This window comes from Streptomyces sp. PT12, from assembly GCF_003311645.1.
In the GTDB taxonomy this organism is placed as follows: Bacteria; Actinomycetota; Actinomycetes; order Streptomycetales; family Streptomycetaceae; genus Streptomyces.
Window position 1 is genome coordinate 1 of sequence record NZ_QEST01000216.1, and the last position, 20,410, is coordinate 20,410.

The 20,410-nt window shown below is 71.6% G+C and carries 13 protein-coding genes and 2 pseudogenes; 11 read left to right on the forward strand and 4 right to left on the reverse strand.

Annotated elements, in window-relative coordinates; all coding sequences use genetic code 11:
• Positions 1–134 (forward strand): annotated as a pseudogene (locus DEH69_RS23090) (ABC transporter ATP-binding protein); the annotation flags it as partial.
• Positions 131–2,719, forward strand: coding sequence for an FtsX family ABC transporter permease (locus DEH69_RS23095; RefSeq protein WP_113688919.1), 2,589 nt, complete (start codon positions 131–133; stop codon positions 2,717–2,719). The pseudogene DEH69_RS23090 and the gene DEH69_RS23095, both read left to right, overlap by 4 nt.
• 104 nt (positions 2,720–2,823) lie before the next feature.
• On the opposite strand, the gene DEH69_RS23100 is transcribed toward DEH69_RS23095, so the two are convergent.
• Entirely contained in the window at positions 2,824–5,085 is a 2,262-nt protein-coding gene (locus tag DEH69_RS23100) for a glycosyl hydrolase (protein WP_113688920.1), read from the reverse strand.
• Between the two features lie 596 nt (positions 5,086–5,681).
• On the opposite strand from DEH69_RS23100, the pseudogene DEH69_RS33685 reads away from it, so the two are divergent.
• From DEH69_RS33685 to DEH69_RS31735, 4 genes and pseudogenes are all read left to right on the forward strand, one after another.
• Positions 5,682–6,264: pseudogene (locus tag DEH69_RS33685) on the forward strand (ATP-binding cassette domain-containing protein); the annotation flags it as partial.
• Between the two features lie 67 nt (positions 6,265–6,331).
• A complete protein-coding gene (locus DEH69_RS23110) occupies positions 6,332–6,853 on the forward strand; it encodes a hypothetical protein (protein WP_113688921.1) in 522 nt (173 codons plus the stop codon).
• 13 nt (positions 6,854–6,866) lie between these two features.
• Positions 6,867–7,139, forward strand: a complete 273-nt coding sequence (locus DEH69_RS23115) for a hypothetical protein (RefSeq protein ID WP_113688922.1) — start codon at positions 6,867–6,869, stop codon at positions 7,137–7,139.
• 339 nt (positions 7,140–7,478) lie between these two features.
• Positions 7,479–7,763 carry a hypothetical protein gene (locus DEH69_RS31735; RefSeq protein WP_181727569.1) on the forward strand — a complete coding sequence of 95 codons (285 nt, stop codon included), beginning with the start codon at positions 7,479–7,481 and terminating at the stop codon, positions 7,761–7,763.
• Positions 7,764–7,868: 105 nt separating this feature from the next.
• On the opposite strand, the gene DEH69_RS23125 is transcribed toward DEH69_RS31735, so the two are convergent.
• Positions 7,869–8,939 carry a LacI family DNA-binding transcriptional regulator gene (locus tag DEH69_RS23125; protein WP_258534896.1) on the reverse strand — a complete coding sequence of 357 codons (1,071 nt, stop codon included), beginning with the start codon at positions 8,937–8,939 and terminating at the stop codon, positions 7,869–7,871.
• A gap of 91 nt (positions 8,940–9,030) precedes the next feature.
• Here DEH69_RS23125 and DEH69_RS23130 point away from each other — a divergent pair, with 91 nt between their 5' ends.
• From DEH69_RS23130 to DEH69_RS23140, 3 genes are all read left to right on the forward strand, one after another.
• On the forward strand, positions 9,031–10,986 hold the full coding sequence (locus tag DEH69_RS23130) for a cellulase family glycosylhydrolase (protein ID WP_113688925.1): 1,956 nt from the start codon (positions 9,031–9,033) through the stop codon (positions 10,984–10,986).
• Between the two features lie 55 nt (positions 10,987–11,041).
• A complete protein-coding gene (gene manD, locus DEH69_RS23135) occupies positions 11,042–12,271 on the forward strand; it encodes a D-mannonate dehydratase ManD (protein WP_113688926.1) in 1,230 nt (409 codons plus the stop codon).
• A 121-nt stretch (positions 12,272–12,392) separates the two neighbouring features.
• Positions 12,393–13,364, forward strand: a complete 972-nt coding sequence (locus tag DEH69_RS23140) for a C45 family autoproteolytic acyltransferase/hydolase (RefSeq protein ID WP_113688927.1) — start codon at positions 12,393–12,395, stop codon at positions 13,362–13,364.
• Positions 13,365–13,451: 87 nt separating this feature from the next.
• On the opposite strand, the gene DEH69_RS23145 is transcribed toward DEH69_RS23140, so the two are convergent.
• Positions 13,452–14,123: an HNH endonuclease family protein gene (locus DEH69_RS23145; RefSeq protein WP_258534897.1), complete on the reverse strand. Its 672-nt coding sequence runs from the start codon at positions 14,121–14,123 to the stop codon at positions 13,452–13,454.
• A gap of 204 nt (positions 14,124–14,327) precedes the next feature.
• Here DEH69_RS23145 and DEH69_RS23150 point away from each other — a divergent pair, with 204 nt between their 5' ends.
• On the forward strand, positions 14,328–14,855 hold the full coding sequence (locus DEH69_RS23150; RefSeq protein WP_113688929.1) for an OsmC family protein: 528 nt from the start codon (positions 14,328–14,330) through the stop codon (positions 14,853–14,855).
• 113 nt (positions 14,856–14,968) lie between these two features.
• On the opposite strand, the gene DEH69_RS23155 is transcribed toward DEH69_RS23150, so the two are convergent.
• Complete coding sequence (locus DEH69_RS23155; protein ID WP_113688930.1) at positions 14,969–16,411, reverse strand: OFA family MFS transporter; 1,443 nt, start codon at positions 16,409–16,411, stop codon at positions 14,969–14,971.
• A gap of 428 nt (positions 16,412–16,839) precedes the next feature.
• Here DEH69_RS23155 and mfd point away from each other — a divergent pair, with 428 nt between their 5' ends.
• Complete coding sequence (gene mfd / locus DEH69_RS23160; RefSeq protein WP_113688931.1) at positions 16,840–20,397, forward strand: transcription-repair coupling factor; 3,558 nt, start codon at positions 16,840–16,842, stop codon at positions 20,395–20,397.
• The last annotated feature ends 13 nt before the right edge of the window (positions 20,398–20,410 follow it).

Here is a 20,410-nt window from a genome sequence, read left to right on the forward strand (position 1 = left end):
CCGTCGCCGCCGCCCACGCGGACCGCATCGTCTTCCTGGCCGACGGCCGGATCGTGGACGAGATGCGGGAGCCCACGGCCGACCGCGTGCTGGACCGGATGCGGGGCTTCGACGCCCAGGGACGCACGTCGTGAGCGTTCTCAAGACATCGCTGCGCAGCTTCTTCGCGCACAAGTGGCGCATGGTGCTCTCCGGGATGGCGGTGGTCCTCTCGGTGGCGTTCGTGTGCGGCACGCTGGTGTTCACCGCCACGATGAACACCACGTTCAACGCGCTCTTCTCGGTCACCGCCTCGAATGTCATGGTCGCGCCAGCGGGCCAGGACGGCGACATGGACATGGAGGGCGCGGGCGCGGCCACCGGCCGACCCGAGACCATACCCGGTGACCTCGTCGACGACGTCTCCGCGATCGACGGCGTCGACGAGGTCACCGGCGTCGTCGCCTCCACCAGCGCGGTCGTCGTCGACGACCGGAACGAAAGCATCAGCCCCAGCACCGGGGCGCCCACCATCGTCTCCAACTGGTCGCGGATCGACGCCCGTTCCATGGAGGTCGTCGAGGGCTCGCCCCCCGAGGGCGCGGCACAGGTGATGGTCGACCTCGACACCGCCGACAACAGCGACCTGGCGCTCGGCGACGAGCTGCGCCTGGTCACCGCGTTCGGCGACTTCCCCGTGACGGTCTCCGGCATAGCCGAGTTCGAGGTCACCAACCCCGGCGCGGCCATCTTCTTCACCGACCTGCCCCGCGCCCAGGAGTATCTGCTCGGCGGCGCCGACGAGTTGACCAACATCTACGTCGACTCTGACGGCCGGATCACCGACGAGGCGCTCAAGGGCGACATCGCCGCCGCCATCGGCGCCGACACCTACAAGCTCCAGACCGCCGACGAGTACATCGAGGAGAACCAGGACGCCATCGGCGAGGTGCTGTCCATCCTCGAGTACATCCTGCTCGGCTTCGCCGGGCTCGCGCTGCTCGTCGGGATCTTCCTCATCGTCAACACCTTCTCGATGCTGGTCGCCCAACGCACCCGCGAGATCGGCCTGATGCGGGCCATCGGCTCAAGCCGCCGCCAGGTCAACCGCTCGGTGCTCATCGAGGCGCTGCTGCTCGGCACGATCGCCTCCCTCGTCGGCTTCGGCGTCGGCATCGGCCTGGCGGTCGGGCTGATGGCCGTGATGAGCGCGCTCGGCCTCAATCTCAGCACCGAGGACCTCACCATCGACTGGTGGGTGCCGCTCGTCGGCGTCGCGCTCGGCGTCCTGGTCACCGTGATCGCCGCCTACATACCCGCGCGCCGGGCCGGGAAGATCAGCCCGATGGCCGCGCTGCGCGATCCGGGCATGCCGGGCGACATCCGCGCGGGCCGGATCCGCGCGGGCATCGGGGCCACCCTCACCGTGATCGGCCTCGCCTCCCTGCTCGGCACCGCGATCACCGACGACTCCGTGGGCGCGTCGGGGCTCCTGGCGCTCGGCATCCTGGCCAGCCTCCTCGGCCTGGTCCTCGTGGGCCCCGCGCTGGTCGGCCTGGTGGTCCGCGCGATCAGCGTGGTGCTGCTGCGGATGTTCGGGCCCGTGGGCCGCCTGGCCGAGCGCAACGCCCTGCGGAACCCCAGGCGCACCGGCGCCACCGCCTCCGCCCTGATGATCGGCCTCGCGCTCGTCGCGGGCCTCTCGGTGGTCGGCTCCTCGATGGTGGCCTCCGCCACCGACGAGATAGACAACGCCCTGGGCGCCGACTACATCATCCAGACCGGGAACTTCACCCCGGTCCTCCCCGAGGTCTCCCGGGCCATCGACGAGGCGCTCGAAGGGCTCGGCGAGGTCTCCCCCGTCCACCAGATGGAGGGCGAGATCGAGGCGGCCGACGGGTCGAGCGAGGAGATCTGGCTCGGCGCCTCCCCCTCGACCTACGCGGACGCCGTCGAGATGAACGTCGCCGAGGGCGACTTCGCCGACGTCTACGAGGGCGACACCGTCTCGGTCGCCGCCGACTGGGCGGAGACCGCGGGCGTCGGCGTGGGCGACGAGGTGACTCTGACGTTCGACGGGGGCGACGCCGCCACCCTCACCGTCGCGGCCGTGGTGAACACCGGCTCCACCATGTCATTCCCGTGGAACGTCAGCCTCGACACCATGGAGAGCCATGTCCCCGAGGAGCGGCGCGCGCTGCCGTTCGTCGTCTTCGCCACCGCCGGGGACGGGCAGCAGGAGGCGGCCCGCGCCGCCCTCGAGACGGCGATGGAGCCGTATCCACAGATGGAGGTCAGGGACCAGGCCGAGTACAAGGACCTGATCCAGAGCCAGGTCGGCATCCTGCTCAACATGGTCTACGGCCTGCTCGCGCTGGCGATCATCGTGGCCATCCTCGGCGTGGTCAACACCCTGGCCCTGTCCGTCATCGAGCGCACCAGGGAGATCGGCCTGACCCGTGCGATCGGCCTCTCCCGGCTCCAGCTGCGCGCGATGATCTGCATGGAGTCCATCGTCATCGCCCTGTTCGGCGCCCTCGTCGGCCTCGGGCTCGGCATGCTCTGGGGGCTCTCTGGCCAGCAGATCCTCGCCATGGAGGGCATGAAGGTCCTGGAGATCCCCTGGGGGACGATCATCTTCGTCTTCTTCGGCGCGGCGGTGGTCGGCCTGTTCGCGGCGCTCATCCCGGCGTTCCGCGCCGGCCGGATGAACGTCCTGAACGCCATCGCCACCGAGTGACCCCGACGCCCGGGCCGCGCCGGGCCCGGGACGGCGACCGCCCGCCCACCCCGCACGGGGGTGGGCGGGCGGCGTCGCGCCGTGCGCCGTCTGTGCCGTGCTCGTCAGCCGGTCCGGCTGGCCGACGAGTTGGGGGGCACGGTGAGCTGGGCGCCGTCGGAGAAGGTCACCGTTCGCTCGGCGTCGCCGTAGTTGTGCGCGGCATAGGTGACGGTGCCGCCCTGGGAGAACGCCGCCGCCGTCGGGCTGTCCGCCGTGATCGCGGTGTCAGGGGCGCCGATGGAGTCCAGGGTGTGGATCCAGTGGTAGACGTGCGCCCATGACTCACCCGCCTCGGGCGAGCCCACGCCCCCGCCGTCCCCGTCGTAGGCCGCCCTGGCCGCGGCCGGGTCGGCGAGCGCCTGGAACTCCCACAGGATCTCCTTCCACTCCACCGGCGGGCCGCCGTTCTCCTCGACCAGCTCCTCCAGGTTGCGGACGATGGCGTCCTTGTCGCGCGCCAGGTGCAGCGAACCCCCGGTCACCGGGAGGACGTTGATGCCGTGGATCTCCTCGGGGTTGCCGGTCCACCAGGTGGAGTGCGCGCCGCCGTTGCTCCACACCATGCCGAGCGTGTTGTGCTGGTAGTCCGCGGGGAAGTTCTGCTCGTCGCCGTCGAACCAGTACTGCCTGATCGCCTCCGACTCGGTGGTCAGCAGGTAGACGCCCAGGTCGCGCAGCGAGGTGTCACCCGTCGCCGAGCCCCACAGGACGAGGCCCGCGCTGAGGTTGATCGACTCGGACGAGGACTCCTGGTTGTTCCCGGCGGCGAAGCCCTGGTGCCCCGAGGCCCAGCTGTGCCCCGCGTACACGTCGAAGCCGCGCAGGAACGGGTAGCGGTCGTCGCCGCGCACGGGGTTGGCCGCGTCCCCGATCAGCTCCTTGACCATCCCGCCCCACGCGGAGTCCGCCGCCCAGGCCGGGTCGTACTGCGCGACGATCGCCGCGGCCATCACATAGTAGGAGTAGTGGAAGTGGTGATCGTTCAGCTCGACGTCGCTGCCGTAGGAGGCCGGGTAGCCGGTGAGCGTCTTCCACTCGGAGTCATAGACGAACTGCGTGTCGCCGCCCGCCGTGAACCACTCCTCCAGGCGGGACTTGATCGCGGCGATCAGCTGGTCGCGCGCGGCCGTCGCGCCGATCTGGTCGGCGATCGGCACCAGCTGGGCGAGCCTGCCGAACTCCTTGCCGCTCCAGTAGGTGTCGGCCACCGGGACGTCGGCGGACGAGGCGACGTCGTTCACCAGGCTGGTGAGGTGCCCGGTGTCCACGCCCGAGGACTCGGGCAGCCCGGGCAGCACGCCGGTGACGTCCTGGGTGGTGGTGAACGACGCGCCCTCCCGCACCCGCATCGTGCCGCGCGGCGAGACGTACTCGTGGGCGGTCAGCTCGTCGTTCGTGTACTGCCACTGGTGCGGGTAGAGCGCCATGACGCTGCCCGTCTCCGAGCCCTCGCGCGCCTCGGTCTCCAGGGCGTAGGTGGCGCTGACGCTGCCGCCCGCCTCGTCGTAGTCCCACGTGACGGTGGAGCCGGTGACGAAGCTGTAGGCGTAACGGGCGTAGAGGTCGAGGGCGTCGCGGCTGGGCAGCACCGCGAGCGAGTAGTAGTCCTGGCCGCCCAGGTCGGCGGTGATCTGCGAGCCGGAGACGGTCCAGTCGCTGCCGCTCGGGGCGAAGAGGGCGTAGTCGTGGCCGTTGACGGAGATGCCGAGCAGGCTGCCCTCGTCGGCGAACACCTCGGGCGCCGACGCCGCGGTGACCTGCGCGGCTCCGCCGGTGGTTTCGGCGTACACATACGGGCTGCCGTGCCCGATGGTGGCGCGGAGGGTGGCGCCGCCGCCCTCCCAGTAGGGGCTGACGGTCCAGTCGGACCAGCCGTCGGCCTTGGTGTCGGGGGAGTTGAGCCCGGCCACGCCGACGGTGAGATCGGCCTGGTGCGGGAAGTGGTAGGAGACGCCGCTGACATCGGGCTGGGTCGGATAGCCGACCTCGAGCCCGGAGTCGACCGCCTGGTAGCTCAGCGGGTGGCCGAACATGGGCTGGGAGTGGGGCTGGTCCGCGTAGCGCTTGAAGACCAGCGATGACCACCAGTCGTTCGTGGGTATGGGCTGACCGGCCATGGCCTCGGTCACCTGGGGCGTGACCGCGGCGCCCTGGGAGTTCTGCGGGCCGTTCGCGCCCGCGGGCCTTTCGTCCGAGTAGCTGCCGCTGCCGACGGGCACCTCCGCGGCGTTCGCGGAGCCCGGCACCAGCGCCAGCCCCGCCACGGCGGTGGCCGCGGCGGTCAGCGTCAAGGCGGTGCGTCGAAGAGGAATGTGGGGCCGCATGTGCTGGGGTACCTCGCAACCGGTGGGGGGCGGATACGGCTGAGAGCGCTCTCATGCTGTGCGTTGAACTTAGAGATGCGGGGTTTTTGTGTCAATGCTTCGCACGCGAACCGGGACTTCTCCCCGTTCGGCCCGCGACAGCCGTCCGGGCGAGGGGAGTTGGGCGGGGGAGCTCGGCGCGTTGGGAGTCGGTGTGGTGGGCGTTGGACGCGGGTGCGGTTTGGGGGCGGGGGAGCTGGGCGCGGTGCCCTTCGGCTCGGCGCGCGCTGTCCTGGTGGGCCGTTACCCTGCGAGGGACGGGCGTTCCGCGCTCAGCGTGGCCCGTTGATCCGTTGCGGAGGGAGACCCAGCGTGGCAGGTGACGACGACATCTCCGGGTGAGATCCGGAGCTGGCCGGTGGTGGGTGCGCGTGTGCGCGCCGCCGTTCCGGCTGCCTTGTCGTCCCCCTGTTCCCGCCCCCCGCCGGGCGCCTCAGGCGCGCCCGCGTCCGCAGCGAGGTCTCATCGATGTCCGACGCCCTCATCGTCTGTTCCGGCCTGTCCTTCTCCTAGCCCGACGACACCCCCGTCTTCGCGGGCCTGTCGTTCACCGCGGGCCGGGCCGCACCGGGCTCGTCGTGCCCAACGGCGCAGGGAAGAGCACCCTGCTCAAGCTGATCGCCGGGGAGCTGCGGCCCACCCGCGGCGCCGTGACCGTGCACGGCGAGGTGGGGTATCTGCCCCAGACCCTGCCGCTGACGGGCGGGGGGACGCTCGCCGACGTGCTCGGCGTCGCGCTCCGCGAGGCCCGCGCCGAACTCGCCGAACTCGCCGAACTCGACCGGCTCACCGAGGCGTTGGCTGCCATCCCCGAGGGCGCGCCCGGCCACGCCGAGACGCTTGACGCGTATGGGCGCTGCCTCGAACGCGCCGCGGCGCGTTCGAGGCGTGGGACGCCGACCGGCGCGCGGAGCTGGTGCTCGACGGCCTTGGGCTCGGGGGCGTGGCCCACGGCCGCGCCCGGGGTCGCTCTCCGGTGGGCAGCGCGGGCGGCTGGCGCTGGCGGCACTGCTGGTCCGGCGCTCCACCGCGCTGCTCCTCGACGATCCCACCAACCACCTCTCGCCCCGGCTCGCCGACGAGCTCGAGGAGGCCCTTGGCACCGGGCCTGGCGCGGTGGTCGTCGCCACCCACGACCGCTGGCTCCGCACTCGCTGGCCGGGCCGCGTACGACGGCTGTGAACCTCCTTTGCCATCATGCTCCTTCATGGATGCCCCGACGGAACCGAGCCCGCCCGGCGAGGACGGCGCCGACGAGTGGACCGAGGACATCACCCTCCCCACGGTCGACCGCGACGGGGCCGCGGCCCGCGACGTCACCATCCGCGTCGGCGCCCCGGCCCTGGCCGTGATCCTGCTGATCGACGGCGGGACCGAGACGCGCATCGGCGGCAACGACTACCTCGCCTGCCTGACCCGCGCCCGTGACCAGCTGGAGCTCCAAGGCCGCCTGCTCTGCTGCCAGGGCGCCGGGCCCGAGGTGCAACCCTCCGGGCTGCTGCGGCAGTTCTCCCACGGTCGGGAGGCATACGTCCGCGGCTCGGGCTGGCCCGGTCGCCCCGACGATGTGGTCGACATCTTCGCCCCGGCACCGGAGGGGTCGGTGGTCGGCCTCGCCGAACAACGCGACACTGCCATGGCCTTCTTGACGGCCCTCCGCGACGCGAGACGCGACCGCGACGCCAGACCGGACCGGGGCGCCAGACGGGACCGGGGCGCGCGGCCGTGATGGGGTGCGTGCCATGGCGCGCGTCCACCTCGACACCGACCGGGGCAGTGACCCGGACGGCGCCTGTGCCCTGGCCATGCTGCTCGGTCGGCCGGACGCCGGACTCGTCGGCATCACCACCACCCTCGACCCCGAAGGGCGCCGCACCGGATGCGCCGAGCCGGATATGCCGAGCATGTGCTCCGGCTGGCGGGCCGCGACGACACCCCCCATGGTGGCCGGGGCCGCGACGCCGCTGGGCAGGCGGGAGGATGCAGAGCCCGCCACCGGCGACCTACGGCACTGACCCCCTCGACCTGCCCGCCAGGCCCGCCCCCGCAGGAGCGGCCTTCGACGTCCTTGGGTGCGCGATCGACCTCTGCGGGGCCCTGGTGACCATCGGCCCTTTGGCCAACCTCGCCGTGCTCAAGGCCATCCGCCCCGGGGCACTCGCCCGTGCCAGCGTGGTCACCATGGGCGGCTGGGGGCACCGCCCGAGGAGGGGCTGCCGCTCTGGTGAACCCGCGCGGGACGGGAACATCCAGTGGGACACCCACACCGCCGCGACCGTCGTCGCGGCGCCCGGACACCTGACGCTGGTCACCCTCTCCCCGCCACGCTCTCCACCTGGCTCACCCGGCGCGACATGCCCCGGCTGCGCCGCGCGAGCGCGGTGGGCCACCTCCTGGCGCGGCAGGCGGGGGCTCGCGCCATCGATGCCGATATGTCCACCCTGGGCCGTGACCACCCGGGTCCGCCCGATGACCTCCTCAACTTCCCCTATGGCCCGGTGACATATGCGATCGCAGCGGAATGGCCCGGCGCCGAGCGCCCCGTCACCGTGGTCACCCGGATCGACGGGCGGGCGTTCGGCCCTCTGTGGCTTGACGCCGTCGAGGCAGCCGCAACGGCACGCGGCGCCCGGTGGTGAACGCTCCAGGTCGGCCAGCCGCCCGCCGATCAACGGGCGGTCGCTCCACGCGGTCGCGTCCGACGGAGGTGCCCCCACGGAGGTGCCTCACGGAGTCGCCCCGCCTCAACTCCCGTCCGCCACGGGCCCCGTGGACTCCCGCGGGATCAATGTGGGTGGGCGTATCGCCGGGGGCGGCGAGTGCGGGAGGTCGAGCTGCCGGAACATTTCGACCGCCGCCGCCCGGCCCAGGGCCTCCACGTCCTGGGCAACGGTGGTCAGCTGCGGAAACACCAGCTCACCCAGCGGCAGATCGTCATGGCCGAGCACCGACAGATCCCCCGGCACGTCGAACCCCAGGCGCCTGGCGGCGTTCATCCCGGCGACGGCCATCGTGTCGTTGGCGAAGAGGATCGCCGTGGGCCTCTCGGCCGCGTCCGCCGCCAGCAGCTCCCGCGTCGCCGCCACCGCGTCCTGGGCCGAGAAGTCCGAGACCAGCACCCGGAACGGCCGCAACCCCCGCTCGGCCAGCGCCGACGTGAACACCCGCCGCCGATATACCGTGTGCACCCGATCCTCGGGCCCGGACACATAGGCGATCCGGCGATGCCCCCACTCCAGCAGGTGGCGCACGGCCTCCCGTAGGCCCGCCTCCTGGTCGTCGGCCCCCACCGAGGCCACCGGATCCTCCTGCCAGGGCTCGCCCACCAGGACGGCGGGCAGCCGCAGCTGGCGCAGCAGCTCGAACCTGGGGTCCCCTATCCGGGACTCCGTGAGGATCACCCCGTCCACCCGCCGTTCCTCGGCCAGGCGCCGGTATGCGCGCTCCTCCGCCCCCGGCTCCTCGCCCACGATGTGCAGCAGGAGCCCGAAGTCGGCCGGGGCCAGCTCTCGCTCGATGCCGGAGATCAGCAGCGTGAAGTGGGGGTCGGTTGCCAGGACATCGGCCGACCGGCCCGCGACCATCCCGATCGCCCGGGTGCGGGCGCCCCGCAGCGCCACCGCCGTCGCCGAGGGCGACCACCGCAGCTTGGCGGCGGCGTCCAGCACTCTCTTGCGCGTCGGCGCCGAGATCCCGCCCCGGTCGTTGACCACCTTGGAGACGGCCGACACGGACACCCCGGCGAGCGCCGCGACATCGGCGATCGTCGGCTTGGCCGCCTTGCCGGGCTTGCGCCGCTCCATCCGTCCCGCCACGGAGGAGAGCGTAGCCACCGGTGGCACATCTGCCTCCACCCCCACCTCCCGACTGTCGACAATGAGTTGGTAAAACGATATACCTGGGCCTATGAAGCGCAACGCGGCGAAGATCGACGGCTCGACGGTCTGGGTCGGGGTCAACTACTGGTCCCGCACAGGCGGCCCCCTCATGTGGCGGGACTACCAGCCCGATGTCATCGACGAGGAACTGCGTGTCATGCGGGATCACGGCATCACGCTGACCCGCTCCTTCTTCTACTGGCCTGACTTCATGCCCGCCGAGAACACCCTCGACCCGGACATGCTCGCCCGCTACGACGACTTCCTCGACCGGCACCACGCCCTGGGCATGACCACCATCCCGACCTTTCTCGTCGGCCACATGTCCGGCCAGAACTGGGATCCGGCCTGGCGCCGAGGCCGCGACATCTTCGGCGACGCCTCCTTCGTCGCCCAGCAGGAGTGGTATGTCCGCGAACTGGCCGGGCGCTGGAAGGACCACCCGGCCGTCGCCGCCTGGCTCCTCACCAACGAGATCCCGATCTATGGCCACTGGCAGTCCCGCGGCATCGGCACGCTCGACCCGGCGGCCGTCACCGCCTGGGCCGCCACCCTGATCAACGCCCTGCGCGAGGCCGGAGCCCGGCAGCCCGTCTCCATCGGGGACGGCGCCTGGGGCGTCGAGGTCACCGGCGCGGACAACGGCTTCCGCATCCGCGACCTGGAGCCGCTGATCGACTTCCACGGGCCGCATGTCTACCGCATGGAGACCGACCCCGTCCGCCAGCACCTCGGCGCGGCCTTCATCTGCGAACTGCTCGGCCCCATCGGCGGCAAGCCGGTGATCATGGAGGAGTTCGGGGTGACCTCGGACTATGTCTCCGAGCAGAACGCCGCCCACTACTACCGCCAGGTCCTCCACAACACCCTGCTGGCCGGGGCCACCGGCTGGATGCCATGGAACAACACGGACTACGACGCCCTGTGGAACCAGGAGCCGTACAGCCACCATCCGTTCGAGATGCACTTCGGCCTCACCGACGACCAGGGACGGCCCAAGGAGCAGCTGCGCGAGGTGCGGCGCTTCACCGATGTGCTGCGCGCCGTGGACGCCCCCGGCCTGCGCCGCCCCGACACACAGGTGGCGCTGGTCGTCTCGTCCTACCTCGAGAAGCCCTATCCCTTCACTCAACCCGAGGATCACACCAGTGTCTTCGCCCACACCCGGCAGGCATATGTCGCCGCCAGGGAGGCCGATCTGCCGGTCGGGGTGGCGCGCGAGGCCGACGGGCTGCCCGACGACTGCGCGCTCTATCTGCTGCCCTCGGCCAAGCAGCTGACCGCTCCCGGCTGGCGGCACCTCGTCGAGCGGGCGCACGCGGGGGCCACCGTCTACGCCTCCTACTTCGTCGGCGAACACGGCGTGCAGCGCGGACCGTGGTGGCCCAAGCTTGACGAGACCTTCGGCGTGGTCAAACAGCTCCGCTACGGGCTGGTCGACCCCATCGAGGACGACGAGGTGCGCGTCACCTTCCACCGGGACTTCGGCACGATCCGGGCCGGTGAGGAACTCGTCTTCCCCGTCGCCGGGACGGAGAACTCCCGCTCCTACCTGCCCGTCGAGCCCAGGGAGGCCGAGGTCGTCGCCACCGACGCGCATGGCCGCCCCTTCCTGCTGGAGAACGCGGCGGGCAGCGGACGCCTGGTGCTGTGCACCTACCCGATCGAGCACATGGCGGCCCTCACGCCCCGGGTGAACCCGGAGCCGACCTGGCGGCTGTACGCGGCACTCGCCGAAGTAGCGGGCGTCGCGCCCGAGGTGACCGTGGACGATCCACGGGTGCTGGTGGGGAGGATGGAACATGAGGACGGACGCTCCTTCGTCTGGTTCGTCAGTCAGCACCCCGAACCCCTGACCGTGCGGCCGAGGATCGCGGAGAAAGCGGGCTCGCTCCGTGACCTGACCGGCCAGAGCTTCCCCGCCATCGAGCTGTTCCACTATGGCGTCGTCGTCACCGAGCTCACTACTGACGAAAGTCAATGACCTTCCTTACGAAGGTCAGTACCGAAGATCACAGGACTCCTGGAAGCTGGATGCCATGAAGATCGAGTCAGCGGAGACGGTTGTCACCAGCCCCGGCCGGAATTTCGTGACCCTCCGGATCACCACCGCGGACGGCGTCACCGGCCTCGGCGACGCCACGCTCAACGGCCGGGAGCTGGCCGTCGAGTCGTATCTCCGCGAGCATGTCGTCCCGTTGCTGATCGGCCGCGACGCCCACCGCATCGAGGACACCTGGCAGTACCTCTACCGCGGCGCGTACTGGCGTCGCGGCCCCGTCACCATGGCCGCCTCGGCCGCCGTGGACATGGCCCTGTGGGACATCAAGGCCAAGGCCGCGGGCATGCCGCTGTACCAGCTGCTCGGCGGTGCCTCCCGCACCGGCGCGCTGGCCTACGGGCACGCCTCGGGGCGCGACATCCCCGAGCTGCTCGACTCCGTCCGCGCCCACCAGGAGGCCGGGTACCGCGCGATCCGCGTCCAGACCGGCATCCCCGGCCTCGACTCGGTCTACGGCGTTGCCTCCTCCTCCGCGGGCGGGGGACAGCGCTATGACTACGAGCCCGCACGCCCCACCGCGCTGCCCGTCGAGGAGACCTGGGACACCCGCGCCTACCTGCGCCACATCCCCGCGGTCTTCGAGGCCGTGCGGCACGAGTTCGGCCCCGAGCTGCCCCTGCTCCACGACGGCCACCACCGCATGACACCCATCCAGGCCGCCAAGCTCGGCAAGGCCCTTGAGCCCTATGACCTGTTCTGGCTCGAGGACGCCACCCCGGGCGAGGACCAGTCCGCCCTGCGCCTGATCCGCCAGCACACCACCACGCCGCTGGCCATCGGCGAAGTGTTCAACTCCCCGCATGACTACACCCTGCTCCTTCAAGAGCGGTTGATCGACTATGTCCGCTCCGCTGTCACGCACACCGGCGGCATCACCGCGATGAAGAAGCTGCTCGACCTCGCGGCGCACTATGGCGCCAAGTCCGGCATCCACGGACCCACCGACATATCGCCGGTCGGCATGGCCGCGGCCCTCCATCTCGACATAGCCATCCACAACTTCGGCATACAGGAGTACATGCGACACTCGCCCGAGACGCTGGAGGTCTTCCGCACCAGCTACACCTTCACCGACGGCCTGCTCCATCCCTCCGACACCCCGGGGCTCGGCGTCGAGCTGGACGACGCGGCGGCCGCCCGCTTCCCATACCGACCCGCCTACCTCCCGGTGAACCGCCTCACCGACGGCACCGTGCACGACTGGTGACACCGACCGGATGTCACCGGTGATCGGCCGACAGAGCCACCCCGGAATCACCAGGAGGAGGACTACGGTGGCGCGCAGTTGGGCCCTCAGCGGCCCATGACGAAGAGGGGGAGGGTGGAGCATGAGCCACTCCTTGATCTTTCACGCCGTCGAGGTTGGTGACGGCAGCGACGGCCGCTGGAGCGGCAGGCTGTATGGCGAGCTGCCTGCACTGATCGACCGCTGGGCGACCGACGAGGCCCGCACACCCGAGGGGGCCGCGGCGGCCCGGGAGCAATTCGGCGCGTACATGCCGGAGTTGCTGCCCGCGCTGGACATGTTCGCCGACCAGGGAGGCCACCAGCCCGGCCTGGTCCCGCTGTTGGCGATGATCGGCCTCAAGAGCCCGTTCGCCAGCTGCACCCAGATAGGCGGCGTCGGGGGGACGCTCCTGCGGAACTACGACTGGGGTCTCCAGGACACCGAGCACCTCATCCTCTCCTCCACCCTGCTCCGGCCGGTGATCGGCAAGGCGGAGGGACTGTGGGGGCTGCTCGACGGGATGAACGACGCGGGCCTTGCCGTCTCGCTCACCTTCGGCGGGCGACTCGTCCAAGGCCCCGGGCTCGGCATACCCATGGTGGTGCGCTACCTGCTGGAGACCTGCGAGACGATCGAGCAGGCGATGGCCCTGCTGGGCCACCTGCCCGTCGCCACCGCACAGAACCTCACACTGGTCGACCGGGAGCGGGCCGTGACCGTTCATCTCGGACCCGACATCGCGCCGATCGTCTCCACCGACGCCAGCGCGGCCAACCACCAGCACTGCCCCGTCCCCGCGGAGCAGGAGCGCGGCAGCCGCACCCAGGAGCGGCTGGCGGCCATCAGGACCGTGGGAGCCGAGGGCGATCCGGACGCGGTGGTCGAGGCGTTGCTGCGGCCCCCGCTCTACCAGACGGGCTACGAGGACGGCCTCGGCACGTTGTACACGGCCGCCTACCGGCCAGCGGAGGGCCGGGTGACCTATCACTGGCCGGGGGAGGAGCCGTGGGGGCAGTCGTTCGGGGCGTTCGCGCCGGGCAGCCGGAAGGTCGTTCTCGGCGGCCGAGCCTGACCCCGTGACGGGTGACCCCTCCTCCGGCGCCCACGAGTTGTGAGCACGGAAGGGCGGCGGAGGAGGGGAGTCTTCCCGAAGGGGGGATCAGCAGCCGTTGAGGATGCTGGTCAGGGCGCTCTTCTCGGCCGAGTCGACCGACAGGCCGTAGTGGTACTTCACCTGCACCCACGCGCGGGCGTAGACGCAGTGGTAGCCGCTCAGCGGCGGCAGCCACTCGGCGGGGTCCTGGTCGCCCTTGGACTGGTTGACGTTGTCGGTGACGGCGAGCAGTTGGGGCCTGGTCAGGTCGTTGGCGAACGCCTCGCGCTGGCTCGTCGACCACGAGTCGGCGCCCGAGTCCCAGGCTTCGGCGAGCGGGACCAGGTGGTCGATATCCACGTCGGAGGCGGCCGACCAGGTCGCGCCGTCGTACACGGAATACCAGCTGCCGCTCACCGCAGCGCAGCTGGAGTCGGTCTCGACGTTGTCGCCGTCGCGCTGGAGGACGACCTCACGGGTGTTGCAGCTGCCGCTCTGGGTGCTCCAGTGGGGGAAGAGGTCGCGGTCGTAGCCGGTGCGGTCCTCCGTTGCGACCGAGAGAGAGGCGAGATAGGAACGGGCCGTTGCCGCGCTGACCGGCGTCGGCAGCGCCGCCTGCGCCGCGGGACCGGTGAACAGGGCGGCCAGGGATATGAGACCGGTGAGGGCGGCGAGGACACCCAGACGTCGACGCGCGTAGACTGAACGCGCGCGGCTGGCGTTGCGCAACTGGATCACGCGAACTCCCTGTGTGTGGGGGTGGGGTTCGGCTCGGCAGAGCCGCGTGCCATGCGTCCGCCATGCTTCCGGCGGAACGTTTCTTCGCGGCATGCGGCAGGTAACGGTTTGACGGCATGCCCACGTCATTCCTGCCGAAATCGGGCGTTGCCGGTCGTGGCCGCGGAACCGGTAGCGTCACGGGCGGACGAGAGGGAGCGTGAGATGGCCAGGAGCCGAGAGCACGAGTACGACGTCAGCGTGCGCTGGACGGGCAACGCCGGGGCGGGGACGGCCGGTTACCGGGGTTACGGTCGGCAGAACGAGGTGGTGGCGCCCGGTAAGACGGTGACGATCCCGGGCAGTGCGGACCCGGCGTTCGTCGGCACCCCCGACCGTTGGAACCCCGAGGAACTGCTGGTCGCTTCCCTCTCCCAGTGCCACATGCTCAGCTATCTGGCGCTCTGTTCGCTCCAGCGGATCGTCGTCACCGCCTACGAGGACGACGCCCATGGCGCGATGCGGGAGACGCCGGGCGGCGGGGGCCGGTTCACGGAGGTGGTGCTGCGCCCCGTCGTGACCGTTGCCGAGGAGGGCATGGTCGCCAAGGCCACCGAGCTGCACACGCGGGCGCACGAGATCTGTTTCGTCGCCTCCTCGGTCAACTTCCCCGTGCGCAACGAGCCCACCGTCCGCGTGGCGGGCGCGAACACGGAAACGAGCGCGAACACGGAAACGGACGCGGGTGCCTGAGGGGAGTCAGCCGGTGAACAGCTGGGTCGCCTTGCGGATCAGTTCGACCAGTCCGTAGGCCAGCGGCAGCCCGGCCCAGAGCCAGACGAGGACGAGCAGGGTGCGTCGGTTGTTCATCGCCGGGCCGCTCCTTCGTGTCCCTCGCGACCTTCGTGTCCCTCGCGACCTTCGTGTCCCTCGTGCCGTTCGTGCCCTTCGTGGCCCTCACGTTCCGCCCGCGGCCGCGGCGGCGGGGGTTCGTGGTGCTTGGCGTTCACCGGTCGCACCAGCTCGTTGGCGATGAAGCCGACCACCAGCAGCGCGATCATCGTGACAAACGACAGCACATACAGGTCGGGCCCGGTCCGCCCCGCCTCCTCCTGGCTGTCCGCGATCGCGTTGACGATCAGCGGCCCGAGGACGCCCGCGACCGACCAGGCCGTCAGCAGCCTCCCGTGGATCGCGCCCACCTGGTAGGTGCCGAAGAGGTCCTTGAGATACGCGGGGATGGTCGCGAAGCCGCCGCCGTAGAAGGACAGCAGGAGCAGCGTCGCCGCGATGAACAGCGGCCGCGACGTGTCCCCGGCCAGCGCGAGCGTGAGATAGAGGAGCGCGCCCGCGCCGAGGTAGAGGCGGTAGACGTGTCTGCGCCCGACCAGGTCGGAGGTGGAGGACCAGACGATGCGGCCGACCATGTTGGCGAGCGACAGCAGCGCGACGAACCCCGCCGCCGCGGTCGCCGTGACCGGGGCGGCGGTGTCGGCGAAGAAGTCCTGGATCATGGGCGCGGCCTTCTCCAGGATGCCGATGCCCGCAGTGACGTTGCAGCAGAGCACGATCCACAGGCACCAGAACTGCGGGGTGCGGATGGCGTTCCGCGCCGAGACCTGCCCGGTGGTGACCATCCGGTCCGCTGAGGCGGCGGGCGGCTCCCATCCGGCGGGGCGCCAGCCGGGTGCGGGGACGCGCACCAGCCACACGCCGAGCGACATGAACGCCGCGTACCCGGCGCCGTGCACGGCCATCGTCGTGGCGATGCCCCCGGTGTCGGTGCCGAACGCGTCCAGCATCTCGCTCGACCACGGCGAGGCGATCAGCGCGCCGCCCCCGAAGCCCATGATCGCGATGCCGGTGGCCATGCCGGGCCGGTCGGGGAACCACTTGATCAACGTGGACACCGGCGAGATGTACCCGATGCTGAGCCCGACGCCGCCGACGAAGCCGTAGCCGAGCACGATCAGCCAGAACTGCTCGGTCCACACGCCGAGCGCCGAGATCAGAAAGCCGCTGGAGAAGCAGACGGCCGAGACGAACATCGCCCAGCGCGGCCCCCTGCGCTCCACGAGCGTCCCGCCGAACGCCGCCGAGAGGCCCAGCATGACGATGGCGAGCTGGAACGGCAGCGCGCTCTGGGTGCCGCTGAGGTTGAGCGTCTCCTCGAGCGGCGGCTTGAAGACGCTCCACGCGTACGCCTGCCCGATGGCCAGGTGCACCGAGAGCGCCGCGGGCGGGACCAGCCAGCGGCTCCAGCCGGGCGGGGCGACGATCCGTGAACGGTCCAACAGGCCAGGCCCCATGGGCCACCTCCGGGCTGCGGCGATGTCGGCGTCCCGCGAATGTAGTTGAGGGTTCACGGGGAGACACCCGGGGCGCCTGGGGAGGTCTTTGGGAGGTTGTGGAGTTCTGGGGACTCCCGGTCGATCCCGCCCCCGACCCACGGGTCTCCTCGCCCCTACCCCCGACCCCGCCCCCGCGACCCCCGCGTCCACCCCGCGCGCCCGGCGCCCCGGGCACCGGCCAGGGCGCGTGACGGAGCGCCCGGCGCGTACCCTGGAACCCCCGGCCCGCGGCGCGTGCCGGGCGCTTCGCGTTGCCTCCCCGCCCTCACCCGCCACCCCCGCCCCCGTTCACCCGCCCCCGTTCACCCACCACCCGCCGGAACCCAAGCCCGCCCCCGGCCCTCCGCACCCGCCCCCGTCGACCCCCCCCGGATGGAAAGCCCGCCATGAGTCTGTACGGCCTCCTCGACGCCGTCACCCACGAGCCCGCCCTCGCCGAGGCGGTCGCCGCCGCCGCCGAAGGCAGGCGGCGCCAGGTGGACCTGGTCGGCCCGCCCGCGGCCCGCCCGTTCGCCATCGCCGCGCTCGCCCGCGCCGCGGGCCGCCCGGTGCTCGCCATCACCGCGACGGGCCGTGAGGCCGAGGACCTGGCCGCCGCGCTGCGCTCGCTGCTGCCCGCGGACGGCGTCGTGGAGTATCCGGCGTGGGAGACCCTGCCCCACGAGCGGCTCTCGCCCCGCGCCGACACGGTGGGCCGCCGCCTCGCCGTGCTGCGGCGGCTGGCGCACCCCACCGCCGACGACCCGGGCGCCGGGCCCGTCTCCGTCGTGGTCGCCCCGGTCCGCTCGGTGCTCCAGCCGCAGGTCGCTGGCCTCGGCGACCTCGAGCCCGTGGCGCTGCGCAACGGGCAGACCGCCGATCTCGCCGACGTGACCGAGCGGCTTGCCGCCGCGGCCTACGCCCGCGTCGAGCTGGTCGAGAAGCGCGGCGAGTTCGCCGTGCGCGGCGGCATCCTCGACGTCTTCCCGCCCACCGAAGAGCACCCCCTGCGGGTGGAGTTCTGGGGGGACGACGTGGAGGAGATCCGTTACTTCAAGGTCGCCGACCAGCGTTCCCTCGAGGTCGCCGAGCACGGCCTGTGGGCGCCGCCGTGCCGCGAGCTGCTGCTGACCGAGGACGTGCGGGCGCGCGCCGCCGCGCTGCGCCGCGAGCACCCCGGCCTCGACGAGCTGCTCGGCAAGATCGCCGAGGGCATCGCCGTCGAGGGCATGGAGTCGCTGGCCCCCGTTCTGGTGGACGACATGGAGCTACTGCTCGACGTGCTGCCCGCGGGCAGCATGGCCGTGGTGTGCGACCCCGAACGCGTCAGGTCGCGGGCGGCCGATCTGGTCGCCACCAGCCAGGAGTTCCTTCAGGCGTCGTGGGCCGCCGCCGCGATGGCCGACACGGGCCAGGCCCCGATCGACGTCGGCGCGGCCTCGCTGCGCGGCCTGGCCGACATCCGCGAGCACGCCGCCGAGCTGGGGATGCTGTGGTGGTCGGTCTCGCCGTTCTCCCAGGACGCGGCCGACGACTCCGATGACGACACGGTCCGCCTCGGCCTGCGCGCCCCCGAGACCTACCGCGGCGACACCGCCCGCGCGCTCGCCGACACCAAGGGCTGGCTCGCCAACGGCTGGCGCGTCGTCTATCTCACCGAGGCCCAGGGCCCGGCCGCCCGCACCGCCGAGGTGCTTGGCGGCGAGGGCATCGCGGCGCGCCTGACCACCCCGCTCGACGGCGAGATCACGCCGTCGGTCGTCCAGGTGGCGTGCGGCGCGGTCGAGCACGGCTTCCTCGCGCCCGCGCTCAGGCTCGCGGTGCTCACCGAGACCGACCTGACGGGCCAGAAGGCGGCGGGCCGCGAGGGCGGGCGGATGCCCGCGAGGCGCCGCAAGACGCTCGACCCGCTGACCCTGGAGCCCGGCGACTTCATCGTCCACGAGCAGCACGGCGTCGGCCGCTATGTCGAGATGGTGCAGCGGACCGTGCAGGGCGCCACGCGCGAGTACCTGGTGGTCGAGTACGCCCCGGCGAAACGCGGGCAGCCCGGCGACCGGTTGTTCGTGCCGACCGACCAGCTCGACCAGGTCACCAAGTACGTCGGCGGCGAGGCGCCCTCGCTGCACCGGCTCGGCGGCGCGGACTGGACGAAGACGAAGGCGCGGGCGCGCAAGGCGGTCAAGGAGATCGCGGCCGACCTGATCAAGCTGTACTCCGCGCGCATGGCGGCGCCAGGCCACGCGTTCGCGCCTGACACGCCGTGGCAGCGGGAGCTCGAGGACGCGTTCCCCTATCTGGAGACGCCCGACCAGCTCACCACGATCTCCGAGGTCAAGGAGGACATGGAGAAGTCCGTGCCGATGGACCGCCTGGTGTGCGGGGATGTCGGCTACGGCAAGACGGAGATCGCGGTGCGCGCGGCGTTCAAGGCCGTGCAGGACGGCAAGCAGGTCGCGGTCCTGGTGCCGACGACGCTGCTGGTGCAGCAGCACTTCGGGACGTTCTCGGAGCGGTACGCGCAGTTCCCCGTCGAGGTGCGCCCGCTGTCGCGCTTCCAGTCGGATGCCGAGGCCAGGGCCGTGACCGACGGGCTGCGCGAGGGCACGGTGGACATCGTGATCGGCACGCACCGGCTGTTCTCGTCCGAGGTGAAGTTCAAGGACCTCGGCCTGGTCATCGTGGACGAGGAGCAGCGGTTCGGCGTCGAGCACAAGGAGCAGCTGAAGAAGCTGCGCGCCAACGTGGACGTGCTGACCATGTCGGCCACGCCCATCCCGCGCACCCTGGAGATGGCGGTGACGGGCATCCGTGAGATGTCCACGATCACGACGCCGCCCGAGGAGCGCCACCCGGTGCTGACGTTCGTCGGCCCGTATGAGGAGCGGCAGATCGGGGCGGCCGTGCGGCGCGAGCTGCTGCGCGAGGGCCAGGTCTTCTACATCCACAACCGCGTGGACTCCATCGACCGGGTCGCGGCGCGGCTGCGGCAGGTCGTTCCCGAGGCGCGGATCGCCACGGCGCACGGGCAGATGAGCGAGTCGGCCCTCGAGCAGGTGGTCGTGGACTTCTGGGAGAGGCGCTTCGATGTGCTGGTCTCCACGACGATCGTGGAGTCGGGGATCGACATCTCCAACGCGAACACCCTGATCGTCGAGCGCGGCGACACGTTCGGCCTGTCGCAGCTGCACCAGCTGCGCGGGCGGGTGGGGCGCGGGCGGGAGCGCGGGTACGCGTACTTCCTCTATCCGCCGGAGAAGCCGCTGACCGAGACCGCGCACGAGCGCCTCGCGACGATCGCGCAGCACACGGAGATGGGGGCTGGCATGTATGTCGCGATGAAGGACCTGGAGATCCGCGGCGCCGGGAACCTGCTGGGCGGCGAGCAGTCGGGGCACATCGCGGGCGTCGGGTTCGACCTGTATGTCCGGATGGTGGGGGAGGCCGTCGCCGACTTCCGCTCGACGCTCGACGCGGGCGGGGGCGGGGGCGAGCCGGACGAGTCGCTGCTCGAGGTCAAGATCGAGCTGCCGGTGGACGCGCATGTCCCGCACGACTACGCGCCGGGCGAGCGGCTGCGGCTCCAGGCGTACCGGGCGATCGCCGCGGCGAACACCGAGGACGACATCCGCGCGGTCCGCGAGGAGCTGGCCGACCGCTACGGCCCGCTGCCCGAGCCGGTGGAGAACCTTCTGCTGGTCGCGGGCCTGCGGATGCTGGCCCGCTCGTGCGGCGTGACCGATGTGACGCTCCAGGGCAGCCGCGTCCGGTTCTCGCCGGTCGAGCTGCGCGAGTCGCAGGAGCTGCGGCTGAACCGGGTCTACCCGGGCTCGGTGGTCAAACGCGCCACGCGCCAGGTCCTGGTGCCCCGGCCGACGACGGGCCGGATCGGCGGCAAGCCGCTGACCGGGCGCGAACTGCTGGCGTGGACGGGGGAGTTCCTGACGACGATCCCGGGGGCCTGAGGGGTGACGGCCC